Source organism: Mycobacterium paraffinicum, from assembly GCF_025822865.1.
Lineage (GTDB): Bacteria > Actinomycetota > Actinomycetes > Mycobacteriales > Mycobacteriaceae > Mycobacterium > Mycobacterium paraffinicum.
The window spans coordinates 75,419-101,674 of the sequence record NZ_JACKUR010000041.1 but is presented as its reverse complement, the minus strand read 5'-3'; the positions used below and the strand labels follow the sequence as shown (position 1 = coordinate 101,674).

The following is a 26,256-nucleotide window of genomic DNA, read 5'->3' as shown; positions in this document are numbered from 1 at the left end:
TTTCAGATGTTGAGGATAAAGCGTAGTGCCTGGTCAATGGCCTGTATCTGTCCGGGGCCAATCACTCTCTTACGAGATGAGGCGGTCATCGCGCACACTAAGACACGCATCCGACGCTTGGAGGACCGATCCCGGAATGAGCCCTGTCGCCGAATTCGACTTCATCATCGTGGGAGCAGGTAGCGCGGGCTGCCTGCTCGCCAATCGGCTCAGCGCCAACCCTGATTGCCGTGTCCTCCTGATAGAGGCCGGCGGCAAAGACGACTGGTTCTGGATCAAGGTGCCGGTGGGCTACCTGTACACAATCGCCAACCCCCGCACCGACTGGTGCTTCACGACCGAGGCCGACCCCGGCCTCGCGGGCCGCAGCATTCACTACGCGCGGGGCCGGGTGATCGGCGGCTGCTCGTCGATCAACGCGATGATCCACATGCGCGGACAGGCGAGTGACTACGAGCTCTGGGCACAGGCCACCGGTGACGAGCGCTGGCTCTGGGGTGGCCCGGACAGTCCCGGCGAGACACTGGCAATCTACAGAAAGTTGGAAAACTACTACGGCGGAGCCGACGACTGGCACGGCGCCGGTGGTGAGATCCGCGTCGAGCTACCGCGGGTGCGCTGGAAGATCCTGGACGCCTGGCAGGCCGCCGCCGCCCAGGTGGGCATCTCCCCGATCGATGAATTCAACCAGGGCGACAACGCCGGCTGTGCGTACTTTCACGTCAACCAACGGCGCGGCCGGCGCTGGTCGATGGCCGATGCCTTCTTGCATCCCATCGCCCATCGGCCGAATCTCACCGTCTACACGCAAACCCAGGCCTTGCGGCTTCTGATAGATGACCACGTCTACGAGGATCAGCGCCGGGGCGCCTGGACCACGGCCCGGCACCGCATCGCCGGTGTGCGCCTGCTCAAAGGCGGCGAAATCGTCGATGTCGGGGCACGCCAGGAGGTGATCCTGAGCGCCGGAGCTATTGGGTCGCCACATCTGATGCAGGTCTCGGGTCTCGGCCCAGCCGCCCTGCTCGCCCAGCATCAGGTGCCGGTGGCCGTCGATCTGCCAGGAGTGGGCGAAAACCTCCAAGACCACTTGCAGATTCGAACGATCTACCGGGTCCGGGGCGCCCCGACCGTCAATACCCTGTACCGGAATTGGATCAGCCGTGCGGGCATGGGTCTTCAGTATCTGTTGTTTCGATCGGGGCCCATGACGATGCCGCCTTCCACCCTGGGGGCTTTCGCCAAGAGCGACCCCGCGCTGGGCAGTGCCGATTTGGAGTGGCATGTGCAGCCCCTGTCCTTGCCGAAGTTCGGCGAACCCCTGCACCCCTTCGGAGCGATCACTCCCTCGGTGTGCAATCTGCGACCCACCTCGCGTGGTTATGTGCGCATGGCCAGTGCAGATCCACTGACCAATCCGAAGATCCTGTGCAACTACCTGTCGACCGACGCCGATCGCCAAATAGCGGTGACCGGCCTCCGGATGACCCGGCAGATCATGGCAGCGCCGGCGCTCGCCCGCTACGGTCCGCAGGAGTTGCTTCCCGGCCCGCAACTGGTGAGCGACGACGAGCTGCAGCAGGCGGCCGGTGAACTCGGTACGACCATTTTTCACCCGGTGGGCACCTGCGCGATGGGAGCCTTCGACGCCCGCGGTCTGCCGCGGTCGGCTGCCACGGTGCTCGACACCGACTGCCGCGTGTACCGGGTCGCCGGCCTTCGAGTGGTCGATGCTTCGGCCATGCCCAACATCATTTCCGGCAACACCAACGCGCCGACCATGCTCATCGCCGAGCGTGCAGCGCGGGCGATCGTGGAATAAGTCGGTTAACGTCGCCCGAGCCGCTCCCCTGCGACGCGCGACCTGCGTCTGCGCGCCTCCTTGAGGATCAATACGCACAAATTCGAATATGCAGACTTACCAGCAAGAGGACCAGTTGTTTCCCAACGTCTTTTGTTGCAGCGCAGCATGATTCGGGCTAGAGCCCGGATGGTACGGCCTTGCCGTTTACCGTCACGTCGACCTGGTCGGTCTTCGGGTTGTACTCGATCTTGCCGTGCTCGAAGTTCGACACGAGCAGATCGCCGACGGGGTTCTGGTCGCTGATGGGGAAACCCAGCGGGCCTGCCGAGCCGTTACTGCCCGTGATCGCAGGCGTGCCGTCCGGGGCTCGTGGGATATTCCAGGCCTCCCGGATTTTGCCCAGCGTGATATACGCGGGAGTCCCGGCCTCGCCGTTCTTGGCGGTGATCACGCCGCCCTGGAACTGCTGGAATACTAGGGCGCTCTCCCGTGTCCCGGCGTTGCGGTCACCCGTCAGCGGCTTGCCGAGAGCCTTCTTCTGATCCTCGGTTGCCGACGAGTACTTGGCAGCGATCGGGCCGGTCAGGGTCACCTCGACGTCCCGCTCCCCGATGATCTTCACCTCGGTGGCCGGCGCTGGGGTTGTCGACGTGGAGGTGACGTTCACCCCGACCGTAGGCGGTGCCGACGCGTCGACGCTCTTGCCATTGCTGCAGCCCGCCGTGATCGGCACGACGGCGGCCAGGCCGGCGACTGCCGCGTGGCGGTAAGCGATCGTTCTCATGGGCTTCCTCTCGCGTCTACCTGTGGTGTGGACCAAGTTGCGGCTGGCCTCGCCCGGTCGGGACCATGACGGAACCAACGTTGTGCTCGCGCCGGCCAACGCGCGCCCCCTGTTTTTGCGCGCCGCCCCAGCCACCCTAAGGCACCGCTTGATACCGGGTTCGTGACCCAAAGGATCACGAAAGTCATTGGGCTACGTCGTCAATCTGGCACCATGGGGATTTCGGGCCACACGGCGCAGCAGGTCGTCAGCGCCAACGGCGCCCGCCATAAAGGAGTTTCCGTGGGCCTATTCAAAAGGAAGAAGCGGCCCGGTACGGCTCCCGCTGATGCCAAGGTTTACTACTCCACCCCTTTCGGTGACACCATAGACGGTGAACAAAAGCCGTTCTTGCTTCAGCGCAACGGTGTTTGGTACGTCCCCGTTTTTCGCAGCGTGGAGTCGATGAAAGAGTTCTATGAGCGAACGAACCGCGCCGCCTACATGATCCTTGAGGGTGACGTAAAGAGTGTGATGGAGACTAACCGTTCGATTGAGGTGATGAAAACAGCGGGAGTCGTCATTGAACCTTTGAGTGACCATCCGGTTGTGATCATGCCTGATTCCTGACGGAGGCTGAGCGGCACGAATTGTGCCCGTGCGTCCGATCACTCCTTGAGGTGCGCTTGCAGCTTTGGGTAGAAACTCGACGACGTCCTCAAGGTCCAGAAGCTCTTTCGGCAGCTCGATTTCGCGGACGGATTGCCCGAGCCCAGAGATGGGCCCACCTGTTCCCAGGGTCAGCGTTCGATTACGGTCAAAGAGCCATGATTTAGGTCGCTGGTGACGTAGGCGACGTGGGTGGTTGGGTCGACGGCGATGGCGAGTGGATTGTTACCGACGGCGAGGATTCCGGTGACGATGCGCTTAGTGGTGTCGATCACCGACACGGACCCGCCGCTGTAGTTCGCCACGTACGCGGTGTTCGTCGGCGGGTCCACCGCCACACCCGCGGGGCGCTGGCCGACAGGCACACTCGCGGTGACGCCGAGGGTGGTGGTGTCGACCAACGACACCGATGCATCATCCCCGCTGGCGATATAGGCGGTGTGCGATGCGGTGTCGATGGCGATACCGGCCGGGTGGACGCGAAGCGCGACGGAACCGATGACGGTTCGGTTCGTGGTGTCGATGACCGTCACCGTTGGATCGGAATTGGTGACAAACAAGCGGTGCGCGGTCCGATCGATGGCTACCCGGCTCGGGCCCTTTCCGGTGGGCACCGTCGCCGTCACAGCATGCGTCATCACATCGATGACCGACACCGATGCGTTGTCACCACTAGTGACATAGGCGATGCGGGCATCCGGGTCGACCACTACCCCGCCCGGATGGCTGCCGACAGCTATCCGGGCGATGACCGTGCCGTTGGCGGTGTCGATGACCGAGACCGAGGAGTCGTCATAGTTGGTGACGTAGACGGTCCTGGTCGACGAATCCACGGCAACACCGACCGGGTGGCGTCCTACAGCGACGGTGGCCGTGACCGCGCGGCTGGCGGTATCCACCAGCGACACGGAGTTGGAACCGGTGTTCGCGACATAGGCGGTGTGTCCGGCGGAGTCGACCGCGACGCCGAAGGCGCCATTGCCTACCCGGATTGAGGTGGCGATCGTAGGTGGACCACTCGGCACTGTCGTGACTCCCGAACTGGGCGTGCCTCCCCCGCTGGGCGCCGACGGCGGGGCGGCCGTCGCAGATCCCGTCGTCTGCACAGATCCAGCCGTCGATGTGCGTGTGCGCAGAAGATATAGGCTCGCGCCTCCCAACACCACGACCACTCCAATCACCGTGGCGGCGGCCACCCAAGATCGCTTGGCGCGCTTGCGGTTCCCTGCCGTCTCCTGCCGCGGGTCGCGGGGCGATGGTTTCTGCGTTTGCTGCGTTGGCTCACTCGGCCATGAGGCCACTTGAGTGGGGGCAGCGGCGGTGTGGGACTGCACATTCGGGTCCGCGAGGCGCAGGGGCACCGTGATCGCCTCACGTGCGGCTCGTGCCATGTCCACCGGGGTGGCGTAGCGCTGCTCAGGATCCTTGGCCATGCCAGTGGCGATGACCGCATCGAACGCCGCCGGCGCGCCGGAGTCAGATGCCCCGCCAGTTGATGCTCGATGCTGTCACCCGGATATGGGGCGACTCCCGTCAAGCACTCATAGAGCACGCAGGCAAGCGCGTAGATGTCCGAGCGTGCATCGGGCTGGCCGACTCTGACCTGACTTAGGACACTGTCGGACGAATTTCTGCACTGCACTCGGCTGACCTGCGGGCTTTGTGTCCTTAGTGCCCTGGTTGGGGCACTAAGGGGGTAGGTTCGGGCGGTGGCGTACGTGCGGAAGGTGCGCACGGCCTCAGGTGCGGTGGCGGTGCAGGTCGTTCGTAAACATCGAGGTCAACGCAGGATTCTGGCGCACGTCGGCTCTGCGCACACCGATGCGCAGCTCGGCATCCTGCTCGAACAAGCCCACCAGATTGCTGCCGAGGATCAAGGCGTGCTCGAGATCGAGGTCGCTGCCCGGACTCAATCCGTTGACGGGATCGCCGACTGGCGCCGCGGCACGCTGACATTGTCGCCGGGCGTGCCCCCGGGCGCGCCGGTGCCGCCGGGTCGCACCACCGCAACGCATTCGCGGCTGCTTTACGACGTGCTCGGCGCCGTCTACGACTGGCTCGGTTTCGACGCCGTCGATGACGCCGTGTTTCGGGATCTGGTGATCGCCCGGATCGTGGAGCCCACCAGTAAGGCCGACGCCGCGCGGGTACTTGCCGACCTCGGCGCAGAAACGGTGTCCTACAGGACGATTCAACGGCATCTAGCGAAGGTGAACTCCGGCAAGTATCGCGATGTCATCGCCGGGAAGTGCTTCACCCATGCCGCCGACCGGGGTGGGTTGAGTCTTCTGCTCTACGACGTGACCACGTTGTATTTCGAGGCCGAGGACGAAGACGACCTGCGCAAGGTCGGCTACTCCAAGGAACGTCGCATCGATCCGCAGATTGTGGTCGGCCTGCTCGTTGATCGCACGGGGTTCCCGTTGGAGGTCGGCTGCTTTGAGGGCAACACCGCCGAGACCACCACGCTCGTGCCGGTCATTACGGCCCTCGGCGAGCGCCACGACCTGCGCGAGACACCGATGGTGATCGCCGCCGATGCCGGCATGCTTTCAGCATCCAACCTCTCAGCCCTCGATGAAGCCGGGCTGGGGTTCATCGTTGGCTCGCGGATGACCAAAGCGCCCGGTGATCTGGAGTCGCATTTCCATTGGCACGGCGATGTTTTCACCGATGGACAGATCATCGACACCGTCACCCCTCGACACGCCAACAGCTCGGTCAATGACGTCGCCCACCGGGCCGAACCAGTCTGGAACGCCGATGACCATTCACAGGCGTGGCGGGCTATCTGGGCGTACTCGGCCAAGCGGGCACGACGTGACCAGAAAACGCTCTATGCCCAGGAAGCCCGCGCCAAGGCGGTCGTCTCCGGTGAGCGCAGAGCCAAGTCCACCCGCTTCGTCAAGACCCGCGCCGGCGACCGCGTCCTCGATGAAGCCAGCCTGGCCCGCGCGCAATCCCTGGTCGGCCTCAAGGGTTACGTCACCAACGTCCCGGCCACAGTCATGCCCGCCGCCGAGGTGATCGCCCGCTACCACGACTTGTGGCGCGTCGAACGCTCATTTCGCATGTCCAAGAGCGACCTTCGCGCCAGACCGGTGTTCCACCGCACCCGCGACGCCATCGAAGCCCACCTCACGATCGTGATCACCGCGCTGGCCGTCGCCCACAACATCCAGGAACGCAGTGGCCTGGCCATCGCCAAGGTGATCAAGCAGCTGCGACCGCTGCGCTCGGCGACCATCGCGATCAACGGCGCCACCGAGACCTTCCCGCCCGCAATCCCAGAACCCCAGCGACAAATCCTGGCCAGCCTCCCCGAACCGGGGCACTAAGCCAAATGTCCTAACTCAGGCGGAAGATGCCCCGCCAGTTGATGCTCGATGCTGTCACCCGGATATGGGGCGACTCCCGTCAAGCACTCATAGAGCACGCAGGCAAGCGCGTAGATGTCCGAGCGTGCATCGGGCTGGCCGACTCTGAAGCGCTCCGGCGCCATGTAGCGCAGCGTGCCGACCACCGCGTCGGTCCCCGTCAGACCGGTCTCGCCCAAAATGCGCGCGATCCCGAAATCGATCAGATAAGCAAAGTCGCTTTCATCGAGCAAGATGTTGGAGGGCTTGATATCCCGATGCACCAATCCAATCTTGTGCGCCGCATGCACGGCGCGGGCCACTTGCTCGACGATGTGCACCGCGCGTGGCGGGGCATCGAACCGGAGGCCAGCACGGTCGCCAGGTCGCGGCCGTCGATCAGGCGCATGTCAACAAATAGCCGCCCGTCGATCTCTCCGTAGGTGTGAATTGGCACCACGTGAGGGTTGTTCAACCGTGCCGCTGAGTGGGCCTCACGACGGAATCGCTGTTGAAACGTCTTGTCCGCGGCAAAATTCGCCGGGAGTACTTTCAGCGCGACTATCCGATCGGTGACGGTGTCATAGGCTCGCCAGACCTCGCCCATCCCGCCTCGGCCGAGCAGATTGATTAATCGGTACGGGCCGAACGGGGTCCCTTCCATGGAAACCTCCCGACGGCTGCAATTCAGCAACACCATAGTCCACTGATGACATGGTTTGGGGAAACTCCCGCAACGGCCGATTCCGGACCTATTCGCTGCTAACCCATTGTCAAGATCGCGACGGCGGCGACGCCGATCACCGCGACGAGGGCTACCAAAATCACCGTGATCGCCGCGCGCACGATCTCTTCTTCCGTTGGCCGCCAGCGCGGCTGCAATTCGGCGAGAATGGTGTCCCCTCGCCAGGCAATAGCGTTGACTCTCGCTACCGCCCAAGCGACATCGTCGTGCGCGAGGGACGCGTATTCCTCGATTGGCTCGTGCGCGGCAATTGCGGTCGACATATCAGCCCCCCAGGCTTGCGGACGCCGATCGGCGTTATTCGAGTCCGAAGCTTCGGACTTCTCGGTAAACCAATGATAGGAGTGCGCAAATCACGATTGCGGTAACGATCCTTAACGGTCACAGCACAGAGTCGTGCTCCGCGCCGATCGTGCTCGGCTGACGGCGCCCCAGCGGACACGGCGACCGCTGGCCAAAGTTGGGACCGGTAGCGGCGGGCGTGTTATCTGCTTCAACTCGAAAGCGGCCCGCCACGGGCCGCCACCCGACGGAATAGGAGTCACGATGCGACGAATCGTGCGGTTGGCGACTACCGCCCTGGTGGCCAGCGGTTTGGGCGTCGCGGGTCTCGGGCTCGCCGCGGGCACCGCCAATGCCGATGGCGGCCCGCACCGCTGGTGCCCAGGGGAACCTCTGCCGCCGACCGGTAACCACGTCACCAATCCCGTCATTTGGGACAACAACATCTGCCACACCTACTATTACGTCTACTTCGGGCAGGGCAATGTCGCCCAGAACATTTGGGACGGCGACAACCCGCCGGCACCGCCGCCCCCGCCTCCGCCGGCGCTCATCAACAAGGACAACTGCCAACAGATCCTGGGCATCTTCTGCCCACACGCGTGACGGGACGGCGCCCGCTGGCTACGACGCGACCCAGTGACACTGACCACCCATGACACCTGCCCGTCCCCGGCGGTTGACAGAGGGCAACTGATCGCCGGATGTGGTTCGGCGCGGCACGATCAACGATTAGTTTCATCAGATGGCCGCACACAGTCTCCGTACCCGCAGGACCGTCCGGCGGTTGCTGGCGATATCGTGCGTGGCCGTGGCCGCCGCGGGTCTGTTCGTCGCGTGGCGCATCGATGAGCGGGCGCAACCCTGTTGGAGTGTGCGGCAATTCATCGATTTCAACCGCGACATGCAGGCCTCGATGAAAGCCAAGACGCGGTTCGCCCCGCCGGGCTCCTACGAACAAAACTCGGTACCCGCTGACGCCGACTATCAGGCATGGCTCGACGGCCTCCAGCGGCGAGCCAACGAGGTGACCGCGCCGGGCCTGTCGGCGCACGCGCAACGAGCTGCGGCGCTGGCCCGAGAATTCATGAACGACGCCAACCAGATGAACGACGACCTAGGAAGACAAGACCCGCTGAAAGCGGAACTGCCGCCATCGGCGAAAGCGGTGGCCCGGGTTAACCAGGAGTTCGGCAACGAGATGGCCACCCTGGCACACGCCTGCCCCGCGTGACCTGCGGCCATTTACACGTGGGCCCTGAGCGCTACCCGAAGCGGACCGCATGACAGGCGCGACGGTGACGCGCGCCAGTTGAGTCGCTCACATTCTGGAGGTGTGGTTTCGGTGGTTCGTCCCGGCGGCGGTAGCGCCACTCCCCCTACGGCACGGAACGAAGCCGGCTGCGGGCTGAACCGCTTCCCGGGCTCAGACCCACCGTTGGTACCTCGGTTTCGACGGCAGCCCAAGCCTTTCCGTCCCTCCGCTCTCAGTCCAGTTGGCGGCTATGGCAATCTTTCCGGCGGACAACGGATCACACCGGGTTTCAGGTCAGGCTGGCGTCCACAAAAATCTTGTTGGCTTGTAGTTGACTAACTCTCGATCGCGGGAGCGCCGCGAGACGGGACTGCGAGAGGAGCGTCTATGCCTACCATCACCACGTCGGAAGGCGTCAAGATTTTCTATAAGGACTGGGGCGCTGGCCAGCCGATCGTTTTCAGTCATGGTTGGCCGCTGACGTCCGACGACTGGGACGCGCAGATGATGTTCTTCCTGCACCAGGGCTACCGGGTGATTGCTCACGACCGGCGCGGGCATGGCCGATCCGAGCAGGTCGGGACCGGCAATGACATCGACCACTGGGTGGCCGACCTGGCCGCGTTGACCGAGCAGCTCGACCTGCACGAGGCCGTCCATATTGGCCACTCCACCGGCGGCGCCGAGGTGGCCCGCTACGTGGCGCGCCACCAGGAGCGGGTCGCCAAGGCGGTACTCGTGTCCTCCCCGACACCGAGCATGTTGCGGACCGAGAACAATCCGGGCGGGCAGCCCCAGGAGTGGTTCGACGCGGTGCAGGCCGGTGTCTTGGGAAATCGATCGGAGTTCTTCCGCGCGGTTCCGGAGGGTCCGTTCTACGGATTCAACCGCTCAGGGGTGGAGGCGTCTGAGGCGGTCATCGCGAACTGGTGGCGACAGGGCATGTCCGGCAGCGCCCACGCTCACTATGAGACCGTGTTTTCTTGGCTGCAGGACTACAACGAGGATCTGCGGACGATCACCGTTCCCGTCCTGGTGATGCACGGCGACGACGATCAGATCGTCCCGTTCACCAGCGCGGTGCCCCGAGCGGTCGACCTACTTCAGAACGGTGCTTTGAAGACCTATGCCGGCCACCCGCACGGCATGCCGACCACGCACGCCGATGTCCTCAACCCGGATCTGCTCGCGTTCATCGCTTCCTGATCGAGCGTCGGACAGGATGACATCAATCGTCGGCCGAGGAGTTGACGGGAGTAGCCGCGATGGCCCTCCGACTGTCCGCATCCTAATGGGGTGCGAGCTCGTGCCGGCGCACGTTAGCCGAAGAGCCGGCGCCCGGCGGCTAGGACGCGACGATGTCGGTCAGGTCGGTGGCCCGACCGAACAGATGGCCTTGCGCCAGGCCACACCCGGCCATGAAGACTGTCTCAGCCTGCTCGGCGGTTTCGATTCCTTCGGCAATCACGTTGAGGCCCAAGGCTTCACAGAGGCCGATGACTGAGCGATACAGCGTAAGGTTTCGTCCCGGCTCGACACCCATCGCCAGCCCGCGGTCGAGTTTCACAATCTGTACCGGTAGCTCGTGCCAATAGGTCAGCGAGTTGTATCCAGCGCCGAAGTCGTCCAAGGCTACCCTGATGCCCAGGGCATTGAGACGTCTGATGGCCGCCGCCGCGTCGGCGAGATCCACAATGGGAACCGTCTCGGTGATCTCCAGGACGACTCGTTGCGGCGGCAGCTCGTGCCGGGCAAGCGTGCGGCTGATGACCCGTTCGAAATCGACGCTGCCCAACCGCGCGGCGCCGATGTTGATATGAACGTCCAGGCCAAGGCCGGACGATTGGATGTCCGCGCAGGCCCGATCGAGTACCAGGGCATCGAGTTCTGCCCCCATGCCGTTGGCTTCGGCCAGGGAAACGAAGGTCTGGGGAGGAATCTGTATGCCGCTCGGTGTGGTCCAGCGGGCAAGCGCCTCGACGGCGACCGCGTTGCCCTGTGGAAGGCCGACGATGGGTTGGTATTTCAGCCGAAAGCCGTGTGGGGCATCACCTTTCGCCTGTCGAAGCGCGGTCGGAAAATCCTCGGCCACGGTGAACGCCGGCCGGTAAACCACCGCGGTGTCCTTGCCCAGCCGCTTTCCGGTGTACATCGAGATGTCGGCCTGCCTGAGTAGATCATCGGAGGTCCGAGGCAAGCCGTCACATCCGGGACTGACCAGGCCCATGCTGGCGCGCACCCGCACCGACGTGCCATGGAGCGAGAACGGGCTGCGAAGCGCTACCCGCAGTTGGTCGGCGACCAGTTCGGGTGCCTCCACGACACCCGTGATGAGGATGGCGAACTCGTCTCCCCCGACACGAGCCAGTGTGTCGTCGGCGCCAAGGCAACTCCTCAGCCGCACGCTGATCGCGCATAGCAGTTCGTCACCGGCGGCGTGCCCGAATCGGTCGTTCACCTCTTTGAAATCGTCGATGTCGACGAAGATCAGCACGAACGGCCCGTCGCGTATCGCATCGTCCAGCCGCTGCGCCAAGAACAATCGATTGGGTAGGTGGGTCAACGGGTCGTGGTGAGCCTGATGGGCGAGGCGACGTTTGGCGTCGATGAGTTGTTCGGTGAGCGTCCGCTGGACGCGCATCGCCACCAGGTATCGGGTCGAGACAAACACGGCCATCGCAACGTAGGTGCCGATGAAGATGGGGTCGAGCCGGCGTCCGATGAGCTCGTGGAAGGTGACGAGCGCGGTGCTGCCCATGAATCCCACATAAGGCAAGGTGAGCTGCGCCCAGTTGGTCGGTATTTCCTCGTCGTGCTCGGGGTGGGCGCGTGGTGGAAAATCCAGCAAACTCCATGCGATCAGCAGCGGAGCGATGACGAATCCGGCGCCGACCCACAAGTCCAGCTGCGTCACTCCGACGCTGCGAAGGTAGGCCAGCAGCCGGTCCGAAGACGCCAGGGTGATCACCGCGGCGGCAAGCAGCATGTAATTCGTCCGGCCCGGGCGATACGGCGGATACCACATCGCCAGCAGAAGGGCGCTCACCACCACGACGAGCTCGACTGCCGCGATACCGGTTACGACTGCGGTGTTGGTCGACCTCGGCAGCGCGGCTCCGTGCATGGCCCCCAGGCGGGCGACATAGACCAGGTGGAAGAACGCCAGTGTGGCCAGCAATCCATCAAGGCCGGTGGTGATTACGCTCTGCCGGCCCCGCACCCACGTTCGCGCCGGCGCTCGGTGGCCGGACCGTACCAGCAGAAGTATCGCCGCACCGAACAGCAGTCCGGCAACGAAATAGCCGATGACCGCTGACGGCGGCGCGGTCGCGCCGCTATCGGCCGCCCGGATTCGCTGGGAGAGGGCCTCAGCGGACAGGAAGGTGGCGATGGCCGCGAGAAGGGTCACTCGCCACCACCGCGCCAGGCCGGCCACCTGCCGAACGACAAGCAGCCCGGCGAGCAGCGCCACAACGCACAACGTCACTTCGAGGACGAACTGCACCCGCAGTGCCGCCGCCACTCCCCACGGCCCGAGCGCGTTGAATCCTGCCGCAGCAACGACGACGGCAGACAGCCCGTAACCCATGCGGCGACTCAGAAACCGCAACGCGCCCCCTCCAGCCCGCGTGACGTGTAAATCTTGGCAGAACAGGGCGGCACCGGGACCGTTATCGCTGATGCCGGAGAAACGTCAGCGCTTTTTCAGCAAAGCGGACGCAGAATCGCCTAGAGGCCTGTCCGCTTATGAAGCGAACCTGCCAAGACGCCGAAGTCGCCTTGGCTACACCGCAATCGCCTCGATGATGCTGAGTGGCGACACGGTGTCGACGACGCGCTTCAACCGGAAACCGGCTTGGTCGAACAGCCGGCCGTACTCGTCTGCGGTCCGTTCGCGTGCACCGGCGACGACCAGCATCTCGATGTCCACCCACTTGCCGTGGAAGTCGCGGTCGTGGTCGGGAATGACGAACTCGCAGAGCAACAGGCGCGCGCCGGTGCGGGCCGCGGCGCGGACGTTCTTCAGGATGCGCACCGCGTCTTCCTCGGGCCAGTCGTGGATGACGTTTTTGAGCACATACGCGTCGCCGCCCTGCGGCACTGAATCGAAGAAGGAGCCCTCTTCGATCCGGACCCGGTCATCGACACCGTACTTGCGAAACAACTCAGCGGCCCCGGCCACGACCTCCGGAAGGTCGAACAGCACGCCGCGCGAATTGGGAGCCGTCTCGAGCATCGCCGCCAGCAGCCGCCCGTGTCCGCCGCCCACATCGACGATCGTGGCAAACGCACCGAAGTCGTAGGCCGCGGTCAGGGGTACGGTCGAAAACTCGGACACATTGGTCATGGCAGAGTTGAAGATTCCACCTAACTCGGCTTCGTCGGCCAGGTACTCGAAGGCCGGTTTGCCGCGAAGCTCTGGGAGCACCGGATTGCCGGTTCGAATCGCGTCGGTCAGGTGGCTCCAGTGCTCGCGATGCTGAGGCGAGCCGACCCACCGCGCCATCCCCGCCATCGACACCTCCGCGTCAGTGCGCAGCGTGTCCGCGAGTGGGGTGAGCGCGTAACGCCCGTCGTTGCCCTGGCGGAAAATCCCGATGCCGATCAACGCGCGCATGAGTCGACTCAGAGCGTCGGCGTCGGCACCGACCCGGTCAGCCAGCTGCTCGCCCGACAGCGGGCCATCCGCCAGGGCGTCGGCCACCCCAAGATCCGCCGCGGACGTGATTGCCTGGGCCACCCACGCGTTCAAGATCAACTCCATCATCACTGCCGCTGGTGGAGCGAACCGCTGGCGCAGCCGCGACAGGTGATGGCGGGCCTGTTCAACGGCTTGCGCGACCTTGACCGGCGGAACCTTAGACGTCAAAGTGACTCCCCTTCTCGTTCATAGTCGCCACAAACCCTCTCCGCGGGCCCAGTTGCCTTAGGCGCTCGGGCAGGAATCGCGGAGCCGCCGTTGCCGAGGCACATCAGCGCACACACTAATGCGCCAACGAAACCCGTTCGCCTGAGCGCTCTTGCTACGCGACCGATCTGTTCGTCCGCATACGAACTATGCCCGCGGATCCGACATATTTCAATAGTAGTTGAAATAAATGCCCGATCCCTCTAGAGTCTGACCAGGGGGCCTGATGAACGGAGTCGCCATGTCACGTCTAGTCACGAAGGTCGTCGTTGCCGCGATCCTCGCATTTACCGCCGTAACAGCGTCGGGATGCGTTCCGGCAGCCACTGTGGAGCCTCCCCTCGGGGTCGCGGCGGGGTAAAGCTCTTGGGGTGTAACAAGTTCGACGGTCAGGGCGGATGACGCGCGCACGTTCCGGCCTCCCTCAGGGCACGAGCAGCAGCGCGGTCGTGATGAGCATGACGACGGCCGTGACGCCGTGGACTCCCCACGCGATCGACTTCGAGCCGCCGTTGCGGAGCACGATGGTCGCGTCGACGAGCGGAACGATGGTGGCGGCCAACATCACCCAGCCGATCAGGTGGGTCGTGCCCGCGATCATCAGGATGATGACGAACACCCCCGTGGCGATGTCGCGGATGCCCTTGACGCTTAGGTACGCACCCGCGCCCGGTCGGTCCAGATCGGGGAGCACGCCGTAGCCGGCGGCGGCGACGCGCGGCGCGACGAGGAAGCGCGCACCGATGAAGATGATGCCCGCGGCTAGGAGTCCGCTCAGCGTGTAGCCGATGGTGGTGGTCATGGCCGGTCGAGTGCTCCTGGGATTCGTTAGTGAATCGGTGAAAACGGCGTCGGGTCAAGCTGTGTCATTCGAACGTCGACGATGTCCCCGACGTCGAAGCCGGCCATGTCGGCGGCGAATTCCGGGCTGGTCATGACATCCCGGGTGAGTTGTTCGGGGTCGGCGCCGGGCGGGTAGCGGATCAGCGCGACGAGTCGATTCACGCCGCCGCTGCGCTCGGTCCATACGCCGTGTGTGGTAACCCCGAATGCCTTGAAGGTCGTCAGGTGGCGGGCCCAGTGCACCGTCGCGTACTGCTGCAGGGCTTGCGGTGATCGCAGCGTGTAGATCCTGAGCTGAAGCATCGAACCCGTTCTCCTCCAGTTGAACTCGCTGGCTTGGTGGTGCGTCAGATCATCAGCACCACGCACAAGGTGGCGACGGCCAAACCCTGCAGCGTCGCGCGGGCGCCGATGATCGAGTCCCACTTCTCTTGCAGCGCACGCCCTTCCGGTAACCGCCGGCTCGAGCCCGCAGCCGCCGTCAGTCGCCGATTGATTGGTGCGCTCACCTTCGTGTAGAGCGCAAGCCAGACCAATAGCAGGACCAGCGCAACGCCCGCGGCGATCGCCTGCGCCCAATGCGCTGCCACCGTGGCCAGCACCGCGCTCGTCGCGGTGGCGACGACCCCGAGTACTCCGGGCACAGGCATGCGCCGGTCTCCGTATTGGTGCACGCGTCCCATGACCACGACCACGGCATCGTCGTCGACCAACGCCAAGGCCGGTCGCAACACGATCGTGCAGAACACGTCGGTCCCGTAGACCACTGCGGTACCCAGTACCGCGACGAGTGCAGCGGCGCGGGTGATGACGTCCAAAACCATGACGTAACTCCCCTCATGTCCCTAACTGCTAGCAACGCTAACCTTTTATGCGCACCGGTGTCAATAGCGTTGCTAGCAGTTCTATCGACGCTAGGACGCGCGTCGTGAGCCGTCACGCGGCGCCTGATCGTCACAACGGGATCGGCGGCCGCATCTGGGTCACCACGGGATCGCACCGTCGCGGTTGACGAAGCTGCCGGTCGGACCGTCGGCCCCGATTTGCGCCATGCGGACGATCGCCTCGGCACCCTCGGCCACCGTCTGCGTACCCGTATTGCCGTTCAGGTCGGTTTTCGTGAACCCGGGATCGACGGCGTTGATCCGGATGTGCGGGAACGCCTTTGCGTACTGCACCGTGACCATGTTCAACGCCGCCTTCGACGCCGGATAGGCCACCCCGGGATAGACGTCCGCCGGTGCGGGCGCGAACAGGGTCAGTGACCCCAGCCCGCTGCTGACGTTGACCACCACCGGTGCGGCGGACCGTTGCAGCAGCGGCAAAAATGCGTGCAGTACGCGGACTGTCCCGAAGACATTGGTTTCGAACGTCTTTCGCATCACCTCGGCGGTGACATCGGCGGGCCCGATCACGGCGTTGCCGTTGGCGCGTTCTTCGATCGCGGCGTTGTTGATGAGAACGTCGAGACCGCCGTCGGTTTCGACGGCCCGAACCGCGGCCCGCACCGATGCGTCGTCGGTGATGTCGAGCTGGATGGCTTGCGCGCCCACGGCCTCGGCGGCTCGGCGGCCCATCTCGGGGTCGCGGCTACCCAGGTACACGGTGTGTCCCGCCGCCACCAGCTGTCGAGCGGTTTCCAGGCCGATGCCCTTATTGGCTCCGGTGATGAGTGTCGTCGTCATGCCTCCACGGTGCGCCCAGGTTCTACCGTCAGCCAGGAGTCTCGTCTTCCTAGGACTGTCGATACCAGGACGGCCAACCCGAAGAGGCGCACAGTGGAGGGATGGCGACTACGGAATTCGGGCTGGCGCTGCGACGCTGGCGCGACCAGGTGGCCCCGGAAGCCGCCGGACTGCCCGTCGGAGGCCGTCGGCGGGCCGCGGGCCTGCGCCGCGAAGAACTCGCGCAGCTGGCCGGGATCTCGGTCGACTACGTCACCCGGCTGGAGCAGGGCCGGGCGGTCAATCCGTCCGAACAGGTCATCGAGGCCCTCGCCCGCGCGTTCCGGCTGTCCAGCGCCGAACGCTCCCGGTTGTTCAATCTGGCCGGCCGGGTGCCGCCGGGCCAGGGCACGGTGCCGGCCTACATCCCGCCGGGCGTGCAGCGGATGCTCGATCGGCTACGCGAGACGCCGGTGGCCGTCTTCGACGCGGCGATGACGCAGCTGATGGCCAGCCCGCTCTACGTTGCGTTGATGGACGAGCACGTCGGCGATGAGCGAAACGCCTTGTGGCGCAACTTCCTCGGTTCCCGCGGCCGAGTACGGCACACGCCGGAGTCTCTGCTCGAACTGCAGACCGCCCAGGTCTCGGCGTTGCGGGCGACGGCGCAGCGCTACCCCGCCGACCAGACCGTTCGACGGTTGATCCACGAACTACGAGCCGGCAGCGACCTGTTCGCCGCGCTGTGGGATTCGGGCGCCATGGCCGGCCACCAGCTGGCGTCGCGCAAGGTCATCGACCACCCGGAGGTCGGCGCCATCACCCTCGACTGCGACGTGCTGACCGTTCCCGGCGCCGACCTGACGATCATGCTCTACACCGCCGAGCCTGGGTCCGAGGATGCCGAACGGCTGGCGCTGCTGGGGGTCATCGGTACACAGCCGCTGGTCGGCTAGTTCGTCGCCGCGCGCGCCCGCGGGGAGGCCGGGACGTCGGTTCGGCGATCGCCCTTTTGATTTCGCAAGGTAGGGCGGGCCGACCCCAAACGTATTTAGCCGAGAGAATCAGCGTGCGGCCGGCTAAGTCCTAGATTCCGACAACAAAGTCAACTCCGCGTGAATCGTGCGGCCGAACTTGCGCCGCATGAGCCGGTGCGCGGACGGCACCAGCACGCCATGCAGAAAAGGATATTTCTGCCGCAGCAGACGTGCCGCCTTCTGATATTCAGCCCCCTCCAGCAGACGCACGCGGCCAGGCAGCGCGGATCCCGTCGGCTTCCCCGACGCCGTCGCCGGGCCGAATTCAACGCTCGGGTTGCGGCGAATCCGGCGCACTTTGACCGCCCGTTCGAAACTCCGAAAGTACGCGCGATCTCCGTCCACCACGATGCTGACCGGGCTCGAGCCGGCAGTGCCGTCCTTGCGAAAGGTGGTGAGCGCGATGGTCTTCTGGCGCACGAAGGGCATCAACGTCGGGTTGGCTGCCGTGCCGACGGAGCCCAGAACGTAGCCGAGTTGACGCAACCGCAGCCCGAATGCCAGGGCCAGGGCAACTGACACCACTCCGAGGACCCACGCTTGCGCGGCCGAACCGCCCACGTCGAGGTCCACGACGTGGTTCACCGTGTGCACGGTGTTCGCCGCGATGAATCCCGCGAGCGCCGTGGCCAACGCGTCCGCCCAGATCAGCGCGAGGAGCAGGGTGACGCCCAGGCCCAGCTGGAACGCGCCCACGTCATGCAGGAAGTGCCGATGCGCATCGAATCCGACGGCATCGGCGAACGAATTCGGATCGACTAGGCACCAGATCCCGATCCCAGCGGTGGTCGCCCCCACGGCCGCCGTCACCGCGACCAGGTAGATCTGCGCGACCGTACTCAAGCGATTCATCATGGCGCCCTTCCGACGATGCTTTCTTACTGCTCCTAATCGCTAGACGGGATTGGGCATCAGTATGTGACGAGGGGAGCGACGGCGCCGGCGGGTGCCCAGGCTTGCGCCCCGCCGCGACAATCAACGGTTCACGCGGAAACGTTTGAGCCGTGTTGTGGTTCCGGATATCAATTCGACCTGGCTCCTTGGCAATCGCAGGTGGGCTGCCAGTAGCCGGGTCACGGCGTCGTTGGCCTTGCCGTCAACCGCAGGTTCCCGAACGTAGACAGTCAGCTCACCGTCAGGACCGACCTCAACGAGGGGCCCCTTTCGACTGCCGGGCTTGACCCTGACGAAGACGGAGTCGTTCATGCTGCGCAAGGCTACCGGCCGGGCATACGCTCCCCTGCCGGTTCCTGGTTGCGACCCGCGTGCGGTCTACAGAAAGGCTTCGTTCGGCGGTCCGTTGCAGACAATTACGTCCACTATTTGCTAGGCCGAGATCAGCGCGGCCGCGAGGCTCCGATGAATTCCGGACACTTCGGCGGTCAGACCTTTCGGGACGAAGAAATCGAAGCAAAGGTGGATCCCATGTCACCCAAAGCCACGGCCCTGCCGCCGGTCGTTGATGAACAAACGTGGCGCGCCGCGCTCGACGAATTGCGCAAGAGGGAAAAGGCCGCCACTCGAGAATTGGATGCGGTCGCCGCTCAACGCCGGCGTCTGCCGATGGTGGAGTTGGCCGACTACACCCTGATCGGGGCTGATGGCCCGATCCGCCTGGCCGACGTGTTCGCCGGCCGCTCCCAGCTCATCGTGTACCACCACATGTGGTCGGACGGCGCGGAGTGGCAATGCGGCGGATGTACGGGCTTCACGTCGCAGTTCACCCGACTGGAGTTCCTCGACAACTACGACGCCCGGTTCGTCATCGTCACCAACGGACCGATCGAGGAAGCCCTCGCCTACAAGCGGAAGGTCGGCAACCGCATGGAGTGGTACTCGTCGTCGCAGAGCCCCTTCGCCGCCGACATGGATGCTCCGCCCGGCGGCGGTTTTGGCGTCAACGTGTTCCTGCGCGACGGGGACACGGTGTACAGAACCTGGCATACCAATGGGCGAGGCACCGAACAGCTCAGTCACTCCTTCGGTCTGATCGACATCCTGCCGTGGGGACGGCAGGAGGAATGGCTCGATTCGCCCGAAGGGTGGCCCTCTCGCCCCACCTACTCGGGTTGGCTCGACTCCCCCGATATCGCAGCCGCCTACGGGCCCGCCAGTGAGGACAACGAATGAGCGCCGCCGCCGAACGTTACGTCGTCACCCGCACCATCGCCGCGACGCCGGCCGAGATCTTCGCGGTGCTCGTCGACCCGTCCCGCCACCAGAACACCGAGCCCACTGACTGGGTCCGTGACGCGGTGCACGCCGCGCCCATCACCCGCGCGGGCCAGATGTTCGCGATGAACATGTACCTCACCCAGGCCGGCGGTGACTACGTCACCCACAACCTGGTCAATGTGTTCGACCAGGACCGTGCCATCGGGTGGATGCCGGGCATACTCGACGACGCGGGCAACCACAATCCCGGTGGTTGGTTCTGGCGCTACGACCTCGCAGCTAACGGGAACCACACCGACGTGACGCTCACCTATGACTGGAGCGGCACACCGCAGGAGTTCCGCGACCGAGTCGGCGAGATGCCGATCTTCGGCGAGGACTACCTCGCCGCGTCGCTGGCCACGCTGGAGCGATCGGTCGCGAACTGAGCCGTCAATTGGAAGACGACGATTATGGCGCCGCGAGCGTCGAAATGCCAGAGACTCGCGGGATCTCGGAAGCGGGCAACGGGCGGCAGAAGAAGTTCCCCTGTACGGCGTCGCAACCGTAGTCCTTGAGTCGTTGGGCCGTGGCGAGGTCCTCGACGCCTTCCGCGACGGTGGCGATGCCGAACGCAGATGCCAACTCGATGACCGAGTGCGTAATGATTGCGGCTCGGTCGTCATGCAGGATCGGCGCGATGAATTCGCGGCCGAGTTTGACTTCGTCGACCGGTAGCTCGCGCAGATAGGTCAGAGTGGCGTAGCCGCTGCCGAAGTCGTCGATCGCCACCCGGATGCCCTTCTCCCGGAGGCGATCGAGCACAGTCCGGGCCTTAGCCAGGTCGGCCACCACCAAATCCTCTGTGATCTCAATCGTGAGAGAACCAGGAGACATTGCGTATGTGTGGAGCACGGACATGATCCGGTCGGGCAGCGCGTCCTTGTCGAGGGAGGGCGCCGCCAGATTGATCGCGACCGGGATCGCGGCGCCTGCCGCGTGCCAAGCGGCAGCGTCGGCGACGGCGCGCGACAGCACCAGATCGGTGAGCGCATGCATCAGCCCGTGCTCGCGAACCAGGGGCAAAAACTGGGCGGGCTTCAGCACGCCAAAGCGCGGGTGCTGCCACCGGACGAGAGCCTCTACTCCGCGCACGGAACCGGTCAGCAAGCCGAATTTCGGCTGGTATAGCAGGGTTAGCGAGCCGTTCTCAATGGCGCGTCGCAGTTCGCCGAGCAACTGCAGTCGCGCGATGGCACTGTCGTATGCCGGCGCTCCGCCAAGTTGATCGTTCATCTCGGGTGTGAACGTCCTGACATTGGCCGAGTTCGCCTGCCGGGCAACGGATCTTGCCGAATCGGCCTGTCTGAGGAGTTCACCCGGCGTGGGGGCGGCGGCGAGCCCTGAATTAGCCGATGCCACACCGATACTCACGCGCACGTCCAGGCGGTGATCCTCGATGTCGATGGGTTCCTCGAAAGATCGCGCCAGCCCGTTGGCAACCCGCATTGCCGCATCGGGACGGTCTTCGACCAGAATCGCAAATTCGTCACCGCTCATCCGCGCAACGGTATGAATGTCGTTGGTATTCGTTTGGATCCGCTGGCCGACGGCGCGCAGGAGCTCGTCGCCGACGTGATAACCCAGCGTGTCGTTCACCAGCTTGAAATCATCGACGCCCACCGTGAGCACGCTGACCGGCACGCTGTGCTGAACATGCAAGCGCAGCGCGTGCGCCAGGCGATCATCAAATAGTCGCTGATTTGCCAACCCCGTTAGCGGATCCCGTAGGGCGGCGTCAGACATAGCGACGAGCAGACGTTGCTTTCGGTCGAGCAGCAAGACGTGGCGGGCCAGGGTGGTAACGAAAAGTACCACGCAAACCAAGAAGATGAACTCCTCACCCGGGTATGCGGGCCAAAAGTGCACGGCACCAACGACAATGGCCAGCAATACCGGCAGGTAGGGCAGCCACAACGACGCCCTCGAAGAGGGCTGCGAAAAACCGAGGTCGGGTTCCTGGCTGGGCTGAGAAGTGATTCCGGACAGCGCGACGAAGTACATTCCCCCTACCCACCCAAGAACGACGAGGTCATTCGGCGCCTGGTCGGCGTAATCCGTTGCGACGTGGACCACCCCGGCCGCTGCGATGATGCCCCACCCCAGCATCATCAGCGTGGGTGAAAGCTTGCGGCCCGCCTCGGCCTTCCTCGCCACGACGAAAGTCGTGGCGACAAGCCCCACATACACGCCCGCGGCGGTGGCCAACAGGATCGCTGGAACGCTGACCGTCTGTGGTGCGTGCGCCGCGCGACCCAACATCAGGATGACAAGAATGATCAACAGCGACGCGGTGACGAGGATGCCGTCAAGCAGGAGGCCGATCCCAAATCGCGCGTCATCCCGGCTGGGAATTGCGAGCGCGGCTGTCAGCGCACACAGCGGCAAGATGAGGTAGCCGAAGTTGGCCGCCGAAAGGCCCGCGACCGGAAGGCTGCCACCCACCGCGACGTAGCACCACACCGCTTGGCCGACGGTCCAGCCGAGCAACCCGGTGGACAGAACGGTCCACGCAAGGCGTTGGCGGCCTCGAGAACCGCGCGCGGCATTGGCTGAACATGCGAGTGCGAAGACGCCTGCAATGACGGAGCCTGCCGGGGCGACTGGTCCGCGGCCCGAAGTGCCGTTCGAGATGAACAGCATCGTCGCGAACGCGAGGAGCCCGATAGTTGCCAACACGACCACCACAACGCGGCTCCGTGTCAGTGACAACATTCCCCTCAATCTGCCGGGTGCGGTTCGCAAGCAGGATAAGACACACCGCAAAGTAGTTCTGCAAATTTGCTTAGCTGTTTCCCGGCCATTACCGCCCCGAACCGGAGCAGGACGCCGCACCAGGTCGAATGGCTCTGGCAGCCTCACTTTTGAGAGGGTGAGCGTATGAACGAGACCCGAAACCGCGTACTCCTTCCCGCTTTCGCCGCATTGCGGTTTGCAACAGGCCTGAGCGCATGGCTTGCTCCCAAGAAGACAGCGGCTCTGATCGGGTTGGGTTCTGACCGTCAGCAGCCGCTGACCACCCAATTGTTCGGTTCCCGCGAACTAACGCTGGCCGTCGCCATCATGGACACCACCTCACCTCGGCTGCGCACGCGCGCTCTGCAACTGGGCCTTCTAGTCGACACTTTGGACATCGTCGCAGCGGTCCACGGCATGCGGCGCCAGACGTTGTCGCCGGCCGGCGCGATCGCCTGCGGGGGTGGCGCGGCGCTCTTTGCCGGCCTCGGGCTGGCTGCGCTCACCGGCTAAAGACCGCAAGCGCGACAGCGAATGAGAACCCGGACCCGCCTTCGGGCTTTTCGCTATTGTTCATATCTGCCCAGCTATGAAGCGGCACACTTTTGCGGCCGTGCTAACGCCAAGATGAATGGAAGGGAATCGAATGCCCTCACCTCGTTGGCTGGCCACACTCGCCATCCCCGTGATGGCCGGCGCCGCCCTGGTAAGCAGCGCCGCGCTTGCGGCTGCCACCCCACAAGACGACGCATATCTCGCACAACTGCGCGCCGTCGGACTCAGCTGGCCGCCCCAGACGGAAGAGGCGCTCATCGGGGAGGCACACCTCATCTGCTACGACCTCACCTGGGGTTGGACGCCACAACAAATTGCCGACGACGTTCACGCCCACTTGAACGCGAGGGGTGTGACGTTGTTGGACGTCGGCACCATGGTCGACGCCGCGCACTCGATCTATTGCCCCGGCAACGTCTGCGACGCCCCCAGCCTTTGCACCTGACGCGCAGGCGCAGGGCTACCACCAACGGACGACTCAACTGGCTGTAGCGTGACGGCCGTGAAGTCCTCCCTGGTGTATTCCTCCGTCGCGGCCTGTGTCGCGGCAACCGTTCTGACCCTCGCCGGATCGGGCACGGCAACCGCGGCCGGCTCGTGCCCGACAGCACCCGCACAGAATGGCGGAACGCCGGACTGGACGCTGGCCGGAAGCACCGGCAGCGTAGCGGTTACCGGGTCCACGGACACGACGGCACCGCGCGTGGACGTGACGGTACCGTTCAGCGTGGCCCAGACCCAGGTGCATACGCTGCACGCCGGAGACGGACCGGTGGTCTCCCCCACGGCCACCGTCTCCGTCTGCTACATGGGCGTCAATGGACGTGACGGGTCGGTGTTCGACAGCAGCTATCAACGGGGCGCCCCCGTCGACTTTCCGCTTAACGGCGTTGTGCCGGGCTTCCAGAAGGCCATCGCGGGGCAAAAGGTCGGGTCCACGGTGGGCGTCGCGATGACTTCCGCGGATGGATACCCCAACGGCCAACCCAGCGCTGGAATCCGGCCCGGCGACTCGCTCGTATTCGCGATCAAGGTCCTCAGCGCATCCAGCTAGCTCTGACGCGCGAAATCCCCTGTCGCTCAACCGCTCAGCGGCGCGAACATGAGCGCGGGATCAATGCCGAGTTGCTGAGCGACATGGGTGGTATCCCAATACTCGCGCCAGAAAGTGATCGAGCCGTCGCGGACACCGAAGAACGCCGTGACGTAGAACGTGACGGCCACACCGTTCATGGCGTTCACGTCGACGCGCTCGACGACGACGCTGTCACCGTCGGACACGATGGTGCGGATCTCGCTCCCCTCGACCATTCCCGTCGAAAGTGTGTTGTGCTTCTCGAGTTCCGCGCGCGCCGCGTCACGCCCGCGAACGACCGGCGAAAGAGGCACGTGAAGTTGCCAGACAAAATCGTCGGCCATGAGCGCGGTCATCCTGTCGGTGTCCATGCTCTCGCCGTAAGCGGCATGTATAAAATCGACTACGATTTTCTCGTTGTCATTTTTGGGCGCAACGCTTTTCGCCATGTTGTTTCCTTTAGACGTCATCGGCACTATTCGCTGAACTGTAGATGCCGAGAGCCGTTTGCGTTTCACTTCGCGTGATCAGCTCAAGGACGGCGGAGGCTGATGATGCTGACGTCCGCAGCAATCACCACTGTAATCTGAGCTGGCCATGAGCCCGATCGCCAACTCGACACGTCGCCGCCTGTCGGTCGCGATGAAGGACGGGTCAACGGCCGAGCACATCGCCGCCGAGCAGAGCACATTCATCTCCGAACTGCTTGCCGGCCGCGTCACCGTTCACGGCTATTCCGAATACCTGCTTCGCTTACGCGTGGTGTACGCCGCCCTGGAGGAGGCCATGCGGGCGCGCCGCTATGACCCCATGGTCGCCGCCGTCTACGACCCGGCGTTGGAGCGACTGACCGCCATCGACGCCGATCTGCGGCACTGGTGCCCCGAGGGCACCCGCGCCATCGACTCCCCCGCGGCGATGGCTTACAGCGAACGGGTCCGCACCCTGACCTGGGGTGGCTCCCTGGTGGCCCACCACTACACGCGATACCTCGGAGACCTTTCCGGAGGCCGGGTCATTTACCAGGCTCTCGACCGCACGTTCGGTCTTCGCGGCGCCGGGCTCGCGTTCTACGAATTCCCGATGCGGTCCAAGCCGTACAAGGACGCCTATCGTGCCCGCCTTGATGCGCTCCACCCCGGCGCTGATGACATCGAACGCATCGTCGACGAGGTCAGGTTGGCGTTCGGCCTGAATCACGCCTTGCTCGACGAGCTCGCCGAGCACGTCCCGACTTCAGGGTGTTGATGCTCCTTCAAACGTGCAACGGGCCTTACATGGGTCCGGGCAGCTCGCCCAGGTCGGAGAGTTCGGCGTGGACAGAGGTGATAGCCGCCCGGTATTGCTCCTCGTTCAGCGTCTTGTTGTAGTAGCGGTTCATCCGCAACTGGTATTGCAGATCCCGCAATCGCCTGATGCGGTCCAGCCGGGCGATTTCGCCTGGTGAGAACTTCAATTGCTCGGCGGTGATCTGGCCGGCCACGACCTGTTCAATCGGTGCGAGCCGATAGCCGCACCCGGCGAGGTAGTCGAAGTACGGCCTGCAATAGGGGCGTCCGCCAGCTTGCCAGCTGTGCCGGTCGGTGTTCCATTCAAACGCCGCGAGCACCATCGCCAGGGTTACGATGGCCGGCCGGGCATCGATATCGTTTGTGGCCCCGAGGTTTTCGTATCGCGCTTCGTCGGTCCCCAGCAGCAGTTGCGCGGCCAGGTGCATGCTGGCACGGCAGTGCAGGTCGGCCAAGTAGTGGAAGTTGCGGGCAATGAAGATGTCGCTCCCGGGCGGTGGCGTGCTCCCCGAGACGATATTGGTGCGAATCCAATCGCGGCGCGCCGTGGTGACCGCCGCGGCGCGGCGATCCAGCTCGCGTACCAAGACCCAATCGGTATTGGCCGCTGCCGCGGCTTCGGATTGCAGCTTGGTCGGCTGGGCGCCGGTGTATGTGGGGCCGCCCGTCACTTCGCTACGCGCGAGTGGGCGTGCCATGTCCCGGGTCAGGTAGCGGACGTACACATCGAGATCGGGAACGTTTGACCACTTGGCCAGATTGCCCAAGGTTGTTTCACCGGGCACCAATCTGCAGATGTGAGGTTCTTGTTTGAGGTCATCGCGCGTGTAGATCGTGCCGAGGTCGCGTCGGCAGACCGCATCCTTGGTATTGACGTCGGCAACCCAGCCTGCCGGTCCGGCGACTCCCGGCACATAGCGGGTGATTTCAACCAGCAGGTCGTCGACGGTTGCCGACTCGGGGTAAACCCAGAAAACCCGATGGGACTCGGTGTCGTCGCCCATCGCCACGCTGTCGCGATCCAGCGTGACTTTTACCGTGTCGGTCATGCTGGGGATTA

Annotated in this window: 27 protein-coding genes and 1 pseudogene; 13 read left to right on the top strand and 15 right to left on the bottom strand. The window is 64.5% G+C overall.

Annotation, left to right across the window (positions count from 1 at the left end):
* Positions 1 to 136: 136 nt before the first annotated feature.
* The gene (locus H7J89_RS25090; protein ID WP_264047770.1) at positions 137 to 1,822 is read left to right on the top strand and encodes a GMC family oxidoreductase; all 1,686 of its coding nucleotides are present in this window, start codon (positions 137 to 139) and stop codon (positions 1,820 to 1,822) included.
* Positions 1,823 to 1,979: 157 nt separating this feature from the next.
* On the opposite strand, the gene H7J89_RS25085 is transcribed toward H7J89_RS25090, so the two are convergent.
* A complete protein-coding gene (locus H7J89_RS25085; protein ID WP_264047768.1) occupies positions 1,980 to 2,588 on the bottom strand; it encodes an LGFP repeat-containing protein in 609 nt (202 codons plus the stop codon).
* Between the two features lie 282 nt (positions 2,589 to 2,870).
* Between H7J89_RS25085 and H7J89_RS25080 the strand changes: the two genes are divergently transcribed.
* Positions 2,871 to 3,197, top strand: coding sequence for a hypothetical protein (locus tag H7J89_RS25080; RefSeq protein WP_264047897.1), 327 nt, complete (start codon positions 2,871 to 2,873; stop codon positions 3,195 to 3,197).
* A gap of 170 nt (positions 3,198 to 3,367) precedes the next feature.
* On the opposite strand, the gene H7J89_RS25075 is transcribed toward H7J89_RS25080, so the two are convergent.
* Positions 3,368 to 4,261, bottom strand: a complete 894-nt coding sequence (locus H7J89_RS25075) for a beta-propeller fold lactonase family protein (RefSeq protein WP_264047895.1) — start codon at positions 4,259 to 4,261, stop codon at positions 3,368 to 3,370.
* Between the two features lie 684 nt (positions 4,262 to 4,945).
* On the opposite strand from H7J89_RS25075, the gene H7J89_RS25065 reads away from it, so the two are divergent.
* Positions 4,946 to 6,574, top strand: coding sequence for an IS1634 family transposase (locus H7J89_RS25065; RefSeq protein ID WP_264047766.1), 1,629 nt, complete (start codon positions 4,946 to 4,948; stop codon positions 6,572 to 6,574).
* A 17-nt stretch (positions 6,575 to 6,591) separates the two neighbouring features.
* Here H7J89_RS25065 and H7J89_RS25060 read toward each other — a convergent pair.
* Both H7J89_RS25060 and H7J89_RS25055 read right to left on the bottom strand, forming a co-directional pair.
* A pseudogene (locus H7J89_RS25060) lies at positions 6,592 to 7,256 on the bottom strand (serine/threonine-protein kinase); the annotation flags it as partial.
* A 98-nt stretch (positions 7,257 to 7,354) separates the two neighbouring features.
* Positions 7,355 to 7,600: a hypothetical protein gene (locus H7J89_RS25055; protein WP_264047764.1), complete on the bottom strand. Its 246-nt coding sequence runs from the start codon at positions 7,598 to 7,600 to the stop codon at positions 7,355 to 7,357.
* A gap of 283 nt (positions 7,601 to 7,883) precedes the next feature.
* On the opposite strand from H7J89_RS25055, the gene H7J89_RS25050 reads away from it, so the two are divergent.
* From H7J89_RS25050 to H7J89_RS25040, 3 genes are all read left to right on the top strand, one after another.
* Positions 7,884 to 8,225 (top strand): hypothetical protein, encoded by a 342-nt coding sequence (locus H7J89_RS25050; protein ID WP_264047762.1) that lies wholly within the window; start codon positions 7,884 to 7,886, stop codon positions 8,223 to 8,225.
* Between the two features lie 139 nt (positions 8,226 to 8,364).
* On the top strand, positions 8,365 to 8,853 hold the full coding sequence (locus tag H7J89_RS25045) for a hypothetical protein (protein ID WP_264047760.1): 489 nt from the start codon (positions 8,365 to 8,367) through the stop codon (positions 8,851 to 8,853).
* Positions 8,854 to 9,261: 408 nt separating this feature from the next.
* Positions 9,262 to 10,080: an alpha/beta fold hydrolase gene (locus H7J89_RS25040; RefSeq protein ID WP_264047757.1), complete on the top strand. Its 819-nt coding sequence runs from the start codon at positions 9,262 to 9,264 to the stop codon at positions 10,078 to 10,080.
* A 139-nt stretch (positions 10,081 to 10,219) separates the two neighbouring features.
* Here H7J89_RS25040 and H7J89_RS25035 read toward each other — a convergent pair whose 3' ends face one another.
* From H7J89_RS25035 to H7J89_RS25010, 6 genes are all read right to left on the bottom strand, one after another.
* Positions 10,220 to 12,484 (bottom strand): putative bifunctional diguanylate cyclase/phosphodiesterase, encoded by a 2,265-nt coding sequence (locus H7J89_RS25035; RefSeq protein ID WP_264047755.1) that lies wholly within the window; start codon positions 12,482 to 12,484, stop codon positions 10,220 to 10,222.
* Positions 12,485 to 12,658: 174 nt separating this feature from the next.
* Entirely contained in the window at positions 12,659 to 13,744 is a 1,086-nt protein-coding gene (locus H7J89_RS25030; protein ID WP_264047752.1) for a methyltransferase, read from the bottom strand.
* 463 nt (positions 13,745 to 14,207) lie between these two features.
* The gene (locus H7J89_RS25025) at positions 14,208 to 14,585 is read right to left on the bottom strand and encodes a DUF4267 domain-containing protein (RefSeq protein ID WP_264047750.1); all 378 of its coding nucleotides are present in this window, start codon (positions 14,583 to 14,585) and stop codon (positions 14,208 to 14,210) included.
* Between the two features lie 26 nt (positions 14,586 to 14,611).
* Positions 14,612 to 14,929, bottom strand: a complete 318-nt coding sequence (locus tag H7J89_RS25020) for an NIPSNAP family protein (protein WP_264047748.1) — start codon at positions 14,927 to 14,929, stop codon at positions 14,612 to 14,614.
* A 44-nt stretch (positions 14,930 to 14,973) separates the two neighbouring features.
* The gene (locus tag H7J89_RS25015) at positions 14,974 to 15,450 is read right to left on the bottom strand and encodes a DUF1772 domain-containing protein (RefSeq protein ID WP_264047746.1); all 477 of its coding nucleotides are present in this window, start codon (positions 15,448 to 15,450) and stop codon (positions 14,974 to 14,976) included.
* A gap of 159 nt (positions 15,451 to 15,609) precedes the next feature.
* Complete coding sequence (locus tag H7J89_RS25010; RefSeq protein WP_264047744.1) at positions 15,610 to 16,311, bottom strand: SDR family oxidoreductase; 702 nt, start codon at positions 16,309 to 16,311, stop codon at positions 15,610 to 15,612.
* A gap of 101 nt (positions 16,312 to 16,412) precedes the next feature.
* Between H7J89_RS25010 and H7J89_RS25005 the strand changes: the two genes are divergently transcribed.
* Positions 16,413 to 17,246 (top strand): helix-turn-helix transcriptional regulator, encoded by an 834-nt coding sequence (locus H7J89_RS25005; protein ID WP_264047742.1) that lies wholly within the window; start codon positions 16,413 to 16,415, stop codon positions 17,244 to 17,246.
* 123 nt (positions 17,247 to 17,369) lie between these two features.
* Here the strand turns inward: H7J89_RS25005 and H7J89_RS25000 are convergent, their stop codons facing one another.
* On the bottom strand, positions 17,370 to 18,182 hold the full coding sequence (locus H7J89_RS25000; protein WP_308205148.1) for a PPOX class F420-dependent oxidoreductase: 813 nt from the start codon (positions 18,180 to 18,182) through the stop codon (positions 17,370 to 17,372).
* Positions 18,183 to 18,302: 120 nt separating this feature from the next.
* Positions 18,303 to 18,533 (bottom strand): DUF167 domain-containing protein, encoded by a 231-nt coding sequence (locus tag H7J89_RS24995; RefSeq protein ID WP_264047738.1) that lies wholly within the window; start codon positions 18,531 to 18,533, stop codon positions 18,303 to 18,305.
* Between the two features lie 219 nt (positions 18,534 to 18,752).
* On the opposite strand from H7J89_RS24995, the gene H7J89_RS24990 reads away from it, so the two are divergent.
* Both H7J89_RS24990 and H7J89_RS24985 read left to right on the top strand, forming a co-directional pair.
* Positions 18,753 to 19,457, top strand: a complete 705-nt coding sequence (locus H7J89_RS24990) for a DUF899 domain-containing protein (RefSeq protein WP_264047736.1) — start codon at positions 18,753 to 18,755, stop codon at positions 19,455 to 19,457.
* On the top strand, positions 19,454 to 19,930 hold the full coding sequence (locus H7J89_RS24985) for an SRPBCC family protein (RefSeq protein ID WP_264047735.1): 477 nt from the start codon (positions 19,454 to 19,456) through the stop codon (positions 19,928 to 19,930). Before H7J89_RS24990 ends, H7J89_RS24985 begins: the two co-directional genes overlap by 4 nt.
* Before the next feature lie 22 nt (positions 19,931 to 19,952).
* Here H7J89_RS24985 and H7J89_RS25810 read toward each other — a convergent pair whose 3' ends face one another.
* On the bottom strand, positions 19,953 to 22,229 hold the full coding sequence (locus H7J89_RS25810; RefSeq protein WP_264047733.1) for a putative bifunctional diguanylate cyclase/phosphodiesterase: 2,277 nt from the start codon (positions 22,227 to 22,229) through the stop codon (positions 19,953 to 19,955).
* Positions 22,230 to 22,421: 192 nt separating this feature from the next.
* Here H7J89_RS25810 and H7J89_RS24975 point away from each other — a divergent pair, with 192 nt between their 5' ends.
* The 3 genes from H7J89_RS24975 (at position 22,422) to H7J89_RS24965 (ending at position 23,886) form a co-directional block, all read left to right on the top strand.
* Positions 22,422 to 22,790, top strand: a complete 369-nt coding sequence (locus H7J89_RS24975) for a hypothetical protein (protein ID WP_264047731.1) — start codon at positions 22,422 to 22,424, stop codon at positions 22,788 to 22,790.
* Between the two features lie 133 nt (positions 22,791 to 22,923).
* Entirely contained in the window at positions 22,924 to 23,277 is a 354-nt protein-coding gene (locus H7J89_RS24970; protein WP_067206349.1) for a DUF732 domain-containing protein, read from the top strand.
* Between the two features lie 48 nt (positions 23,278 to 23,325).
* Entirely contained in the window at positions 23,326 to 23,886 is a 561-nt protein-coding gene (locus H7J89_RS24965) for an FKBP-type peptidyl-prolyl cis-trans isomerase (RefSeq protein ID WP_372513840.1), read from the top strand.
* Between the two features lie 26 nt (positions 23,887 to 23,912).
* On the opposite strand, the gene H7J89_RS24960 is transcribed toward H7J89_RS24965, so the two are convergent.
* Positions 23,913 to 24,356: a limonene-1,2-epoxide hydrolase family protein gene (locus H7J89_RS24960; RefSeq protein ID WP_264047728.1), complete on the bottom strand. Its 444-nt coding sequence runs from the start codon at positions 24,354 to 24,356 to the stop codon at positions 23,913 to 23,915.
* A gap of 148 nt (positions 24,357 to 24,504) precedes the next feature.
* Here H7J89_RS24960 and H7J89_RS24955 point away from each other — a divergent pair, with 148 nt between their 5' ends.
* Complete coding sequence (locus tag H7J89_RS24955; protein WP_264047726.1) at positions 24,505 to 25,155, top strand: biliverdin-producing heme oxygenase; 651 nt, start codon at positions 24,505 to 24,507, stop codon at positions 25,153 to 25,155.
* Between the two features lie 25 nt (positions 25,156 to 25,180).
* Here H7J89_RS24955 and H7J89_RS24950 read toward each other — a convergent pair whose 3' ends face one another.
* Entirely contained in the window at positions 25,181 to 26,245 is a 1,065-nt protein-coding gene (locus H7J89_RS24950; RefSeq protein WP_264047724.1) for a hypothetical protein, read from the bottom strand.
* Positions 26,246 to 26,256 lie beyond the last annotated feature (11 nt).

Excerpts from the sequence above, each read along its gene's own strand:
- H7J89_RS25015 (WP_264047746.1), bottom strand. The coding sequence starts at position 15,450 with ATGGTTTTGGACGTCATCACCCGCGCCGCTGCACTCGTCGCGGTACTG.
- H7J89_RS25085 (WP_264047768.1), bottom strand. The coding sequence starts at position 2,588 with ATGAGAACGATCGCTTACCGCCACGCGGCAGTCGCCGGCCTGGCCGCC.
- H7J89_RS25005 (WP_264047742.1), top strand. The coding sequence starts at position 16,413 with ATGGCGACTACGGAATTCGGGCTGGCGCTGCGACGCTGGCGCGACCAG.
- H7J89_RS25090 (WP_264047770.1), top strand. The coding sequence starts at position 137 with ATGAGCCCTGTCGCCGAATTCGACTTCATCATCGTGGGAGCAGGTAGC.
- H7J89_RS25050 (WP_264047762.1), top strand. The coding sequence starts at position 7,884 with ATGCGACGAATCGTGCGGTTGGCGACTACCGCCCTGGTGGCCAGCGGT.
- H7J89_RS24955 (WP_264047726.1), top strand. The coding sequence starts at position 24,505 with ATGAGCCCGATCGCCAACTCGACACGTCGCCGCCTGTCGGTCGCGATG.
- H7J89_RS25055 (WP_264047764.1), bottom strand. The coding sequence starts at position 7,600 with ATGTCGACCGCAATTGCCGCGCACGAGCCAATCGAGGAATACGCGTCC.
- H7J89_RS24985 (WP_264047735.1), top strand. The coding sequence starts at position 19,454 with ATGAGCGCCGCCGCCGAACGTTACGTCGTCACCCGCACCATCGCCGCG.
- H7J89_RS25010 (WP_264047744.1), bottom strand. The coding sequence starts at position 16,311 with ATGACGACGACACTCATCACCGGAGCCAATAAGGGCATCGGCCTGGAA.
- H7J89_RS25000 (WP_308205148.1), bottom strand. The coding sequence starts at position 18,182 with ATGATGAATCGCTTGAGTACGGTCGCGCAGATCTACCTGGTCGCGGTG.
- H7J89_RS24970 (WP_067206349.1), top strand. The coding sequence starts at position 22,924 with ATGCCCTCACCTCGTTGGCTGGCCACACTCGCCATCCCCGTGATGGCC.
- H7J89_RS24950 (WP_264047724.1), bottom strand. The coding sequence starts at position 26,245 with ATGACCGACACGGTAAAAGTCACGCTGGATCGCGACAGCGTGGCGATG.
- H7J89_RS24975 (WP_264047731.1), top strand. The coding sequence starts at position 22,422 with ATGAACGAGACCCGAAACCGCGTACTCCTTCCCGCTTTCGCCGCATTG.
- H7J89_RS25025 (WP_264047750.1), bottom strand. The coding sequence starts at position 14,585 with ATGACCACCACCATCGGCTACACGCTGAGCGGACTCCTAGCCGCGGGC.
- H7J89_RS25045 (WP_264047760.1), top strand. The coding sequence starts at position 8,365 with ATGGCCGCACACAGTCTCCGTACCCGCAGGACCGTCCGGCGGTTGCTG.
- H7J89_RS24960 (WP_264047728.1), bottom strand. The coding sequence starts at position 24,356 with ATGGCGAAAAGCGTTGCGCCCAAAAATGACAACGAGAAAATCGTAGTC.
- H7J89_RS25040 (WP_264047757.1), top strand. The coding sequence starts at position 9,262 with ATGCCTACCATCACCACGTCGGAAGGCGTCAAGATTTTCTATAAGGAC.
- H7J89_RS24995 (WP_264047738.1), bottom strand. The coding sequence starts at position 18,533 with ATGAACGACTCCGTCTTCGTCAGGGTCAAGCCCGGCAGTCGAAAGGGG.
- H7J89_RS24990 (WP_264047736.1), top strand. The coding sequence starts at position 18,753 with ATGTCACCCAAAGCCACGGCCCTGCCGCCGGTCGTTGATGAACAAACG.
- H7J89_RS25020 (WP_264047748.1), bottom strand. The coding sequence starts at position 14,929 with ATGCTTCAGCTCAGGATCTACACGCTGCGATCACCGCAAGCCCTGCAG.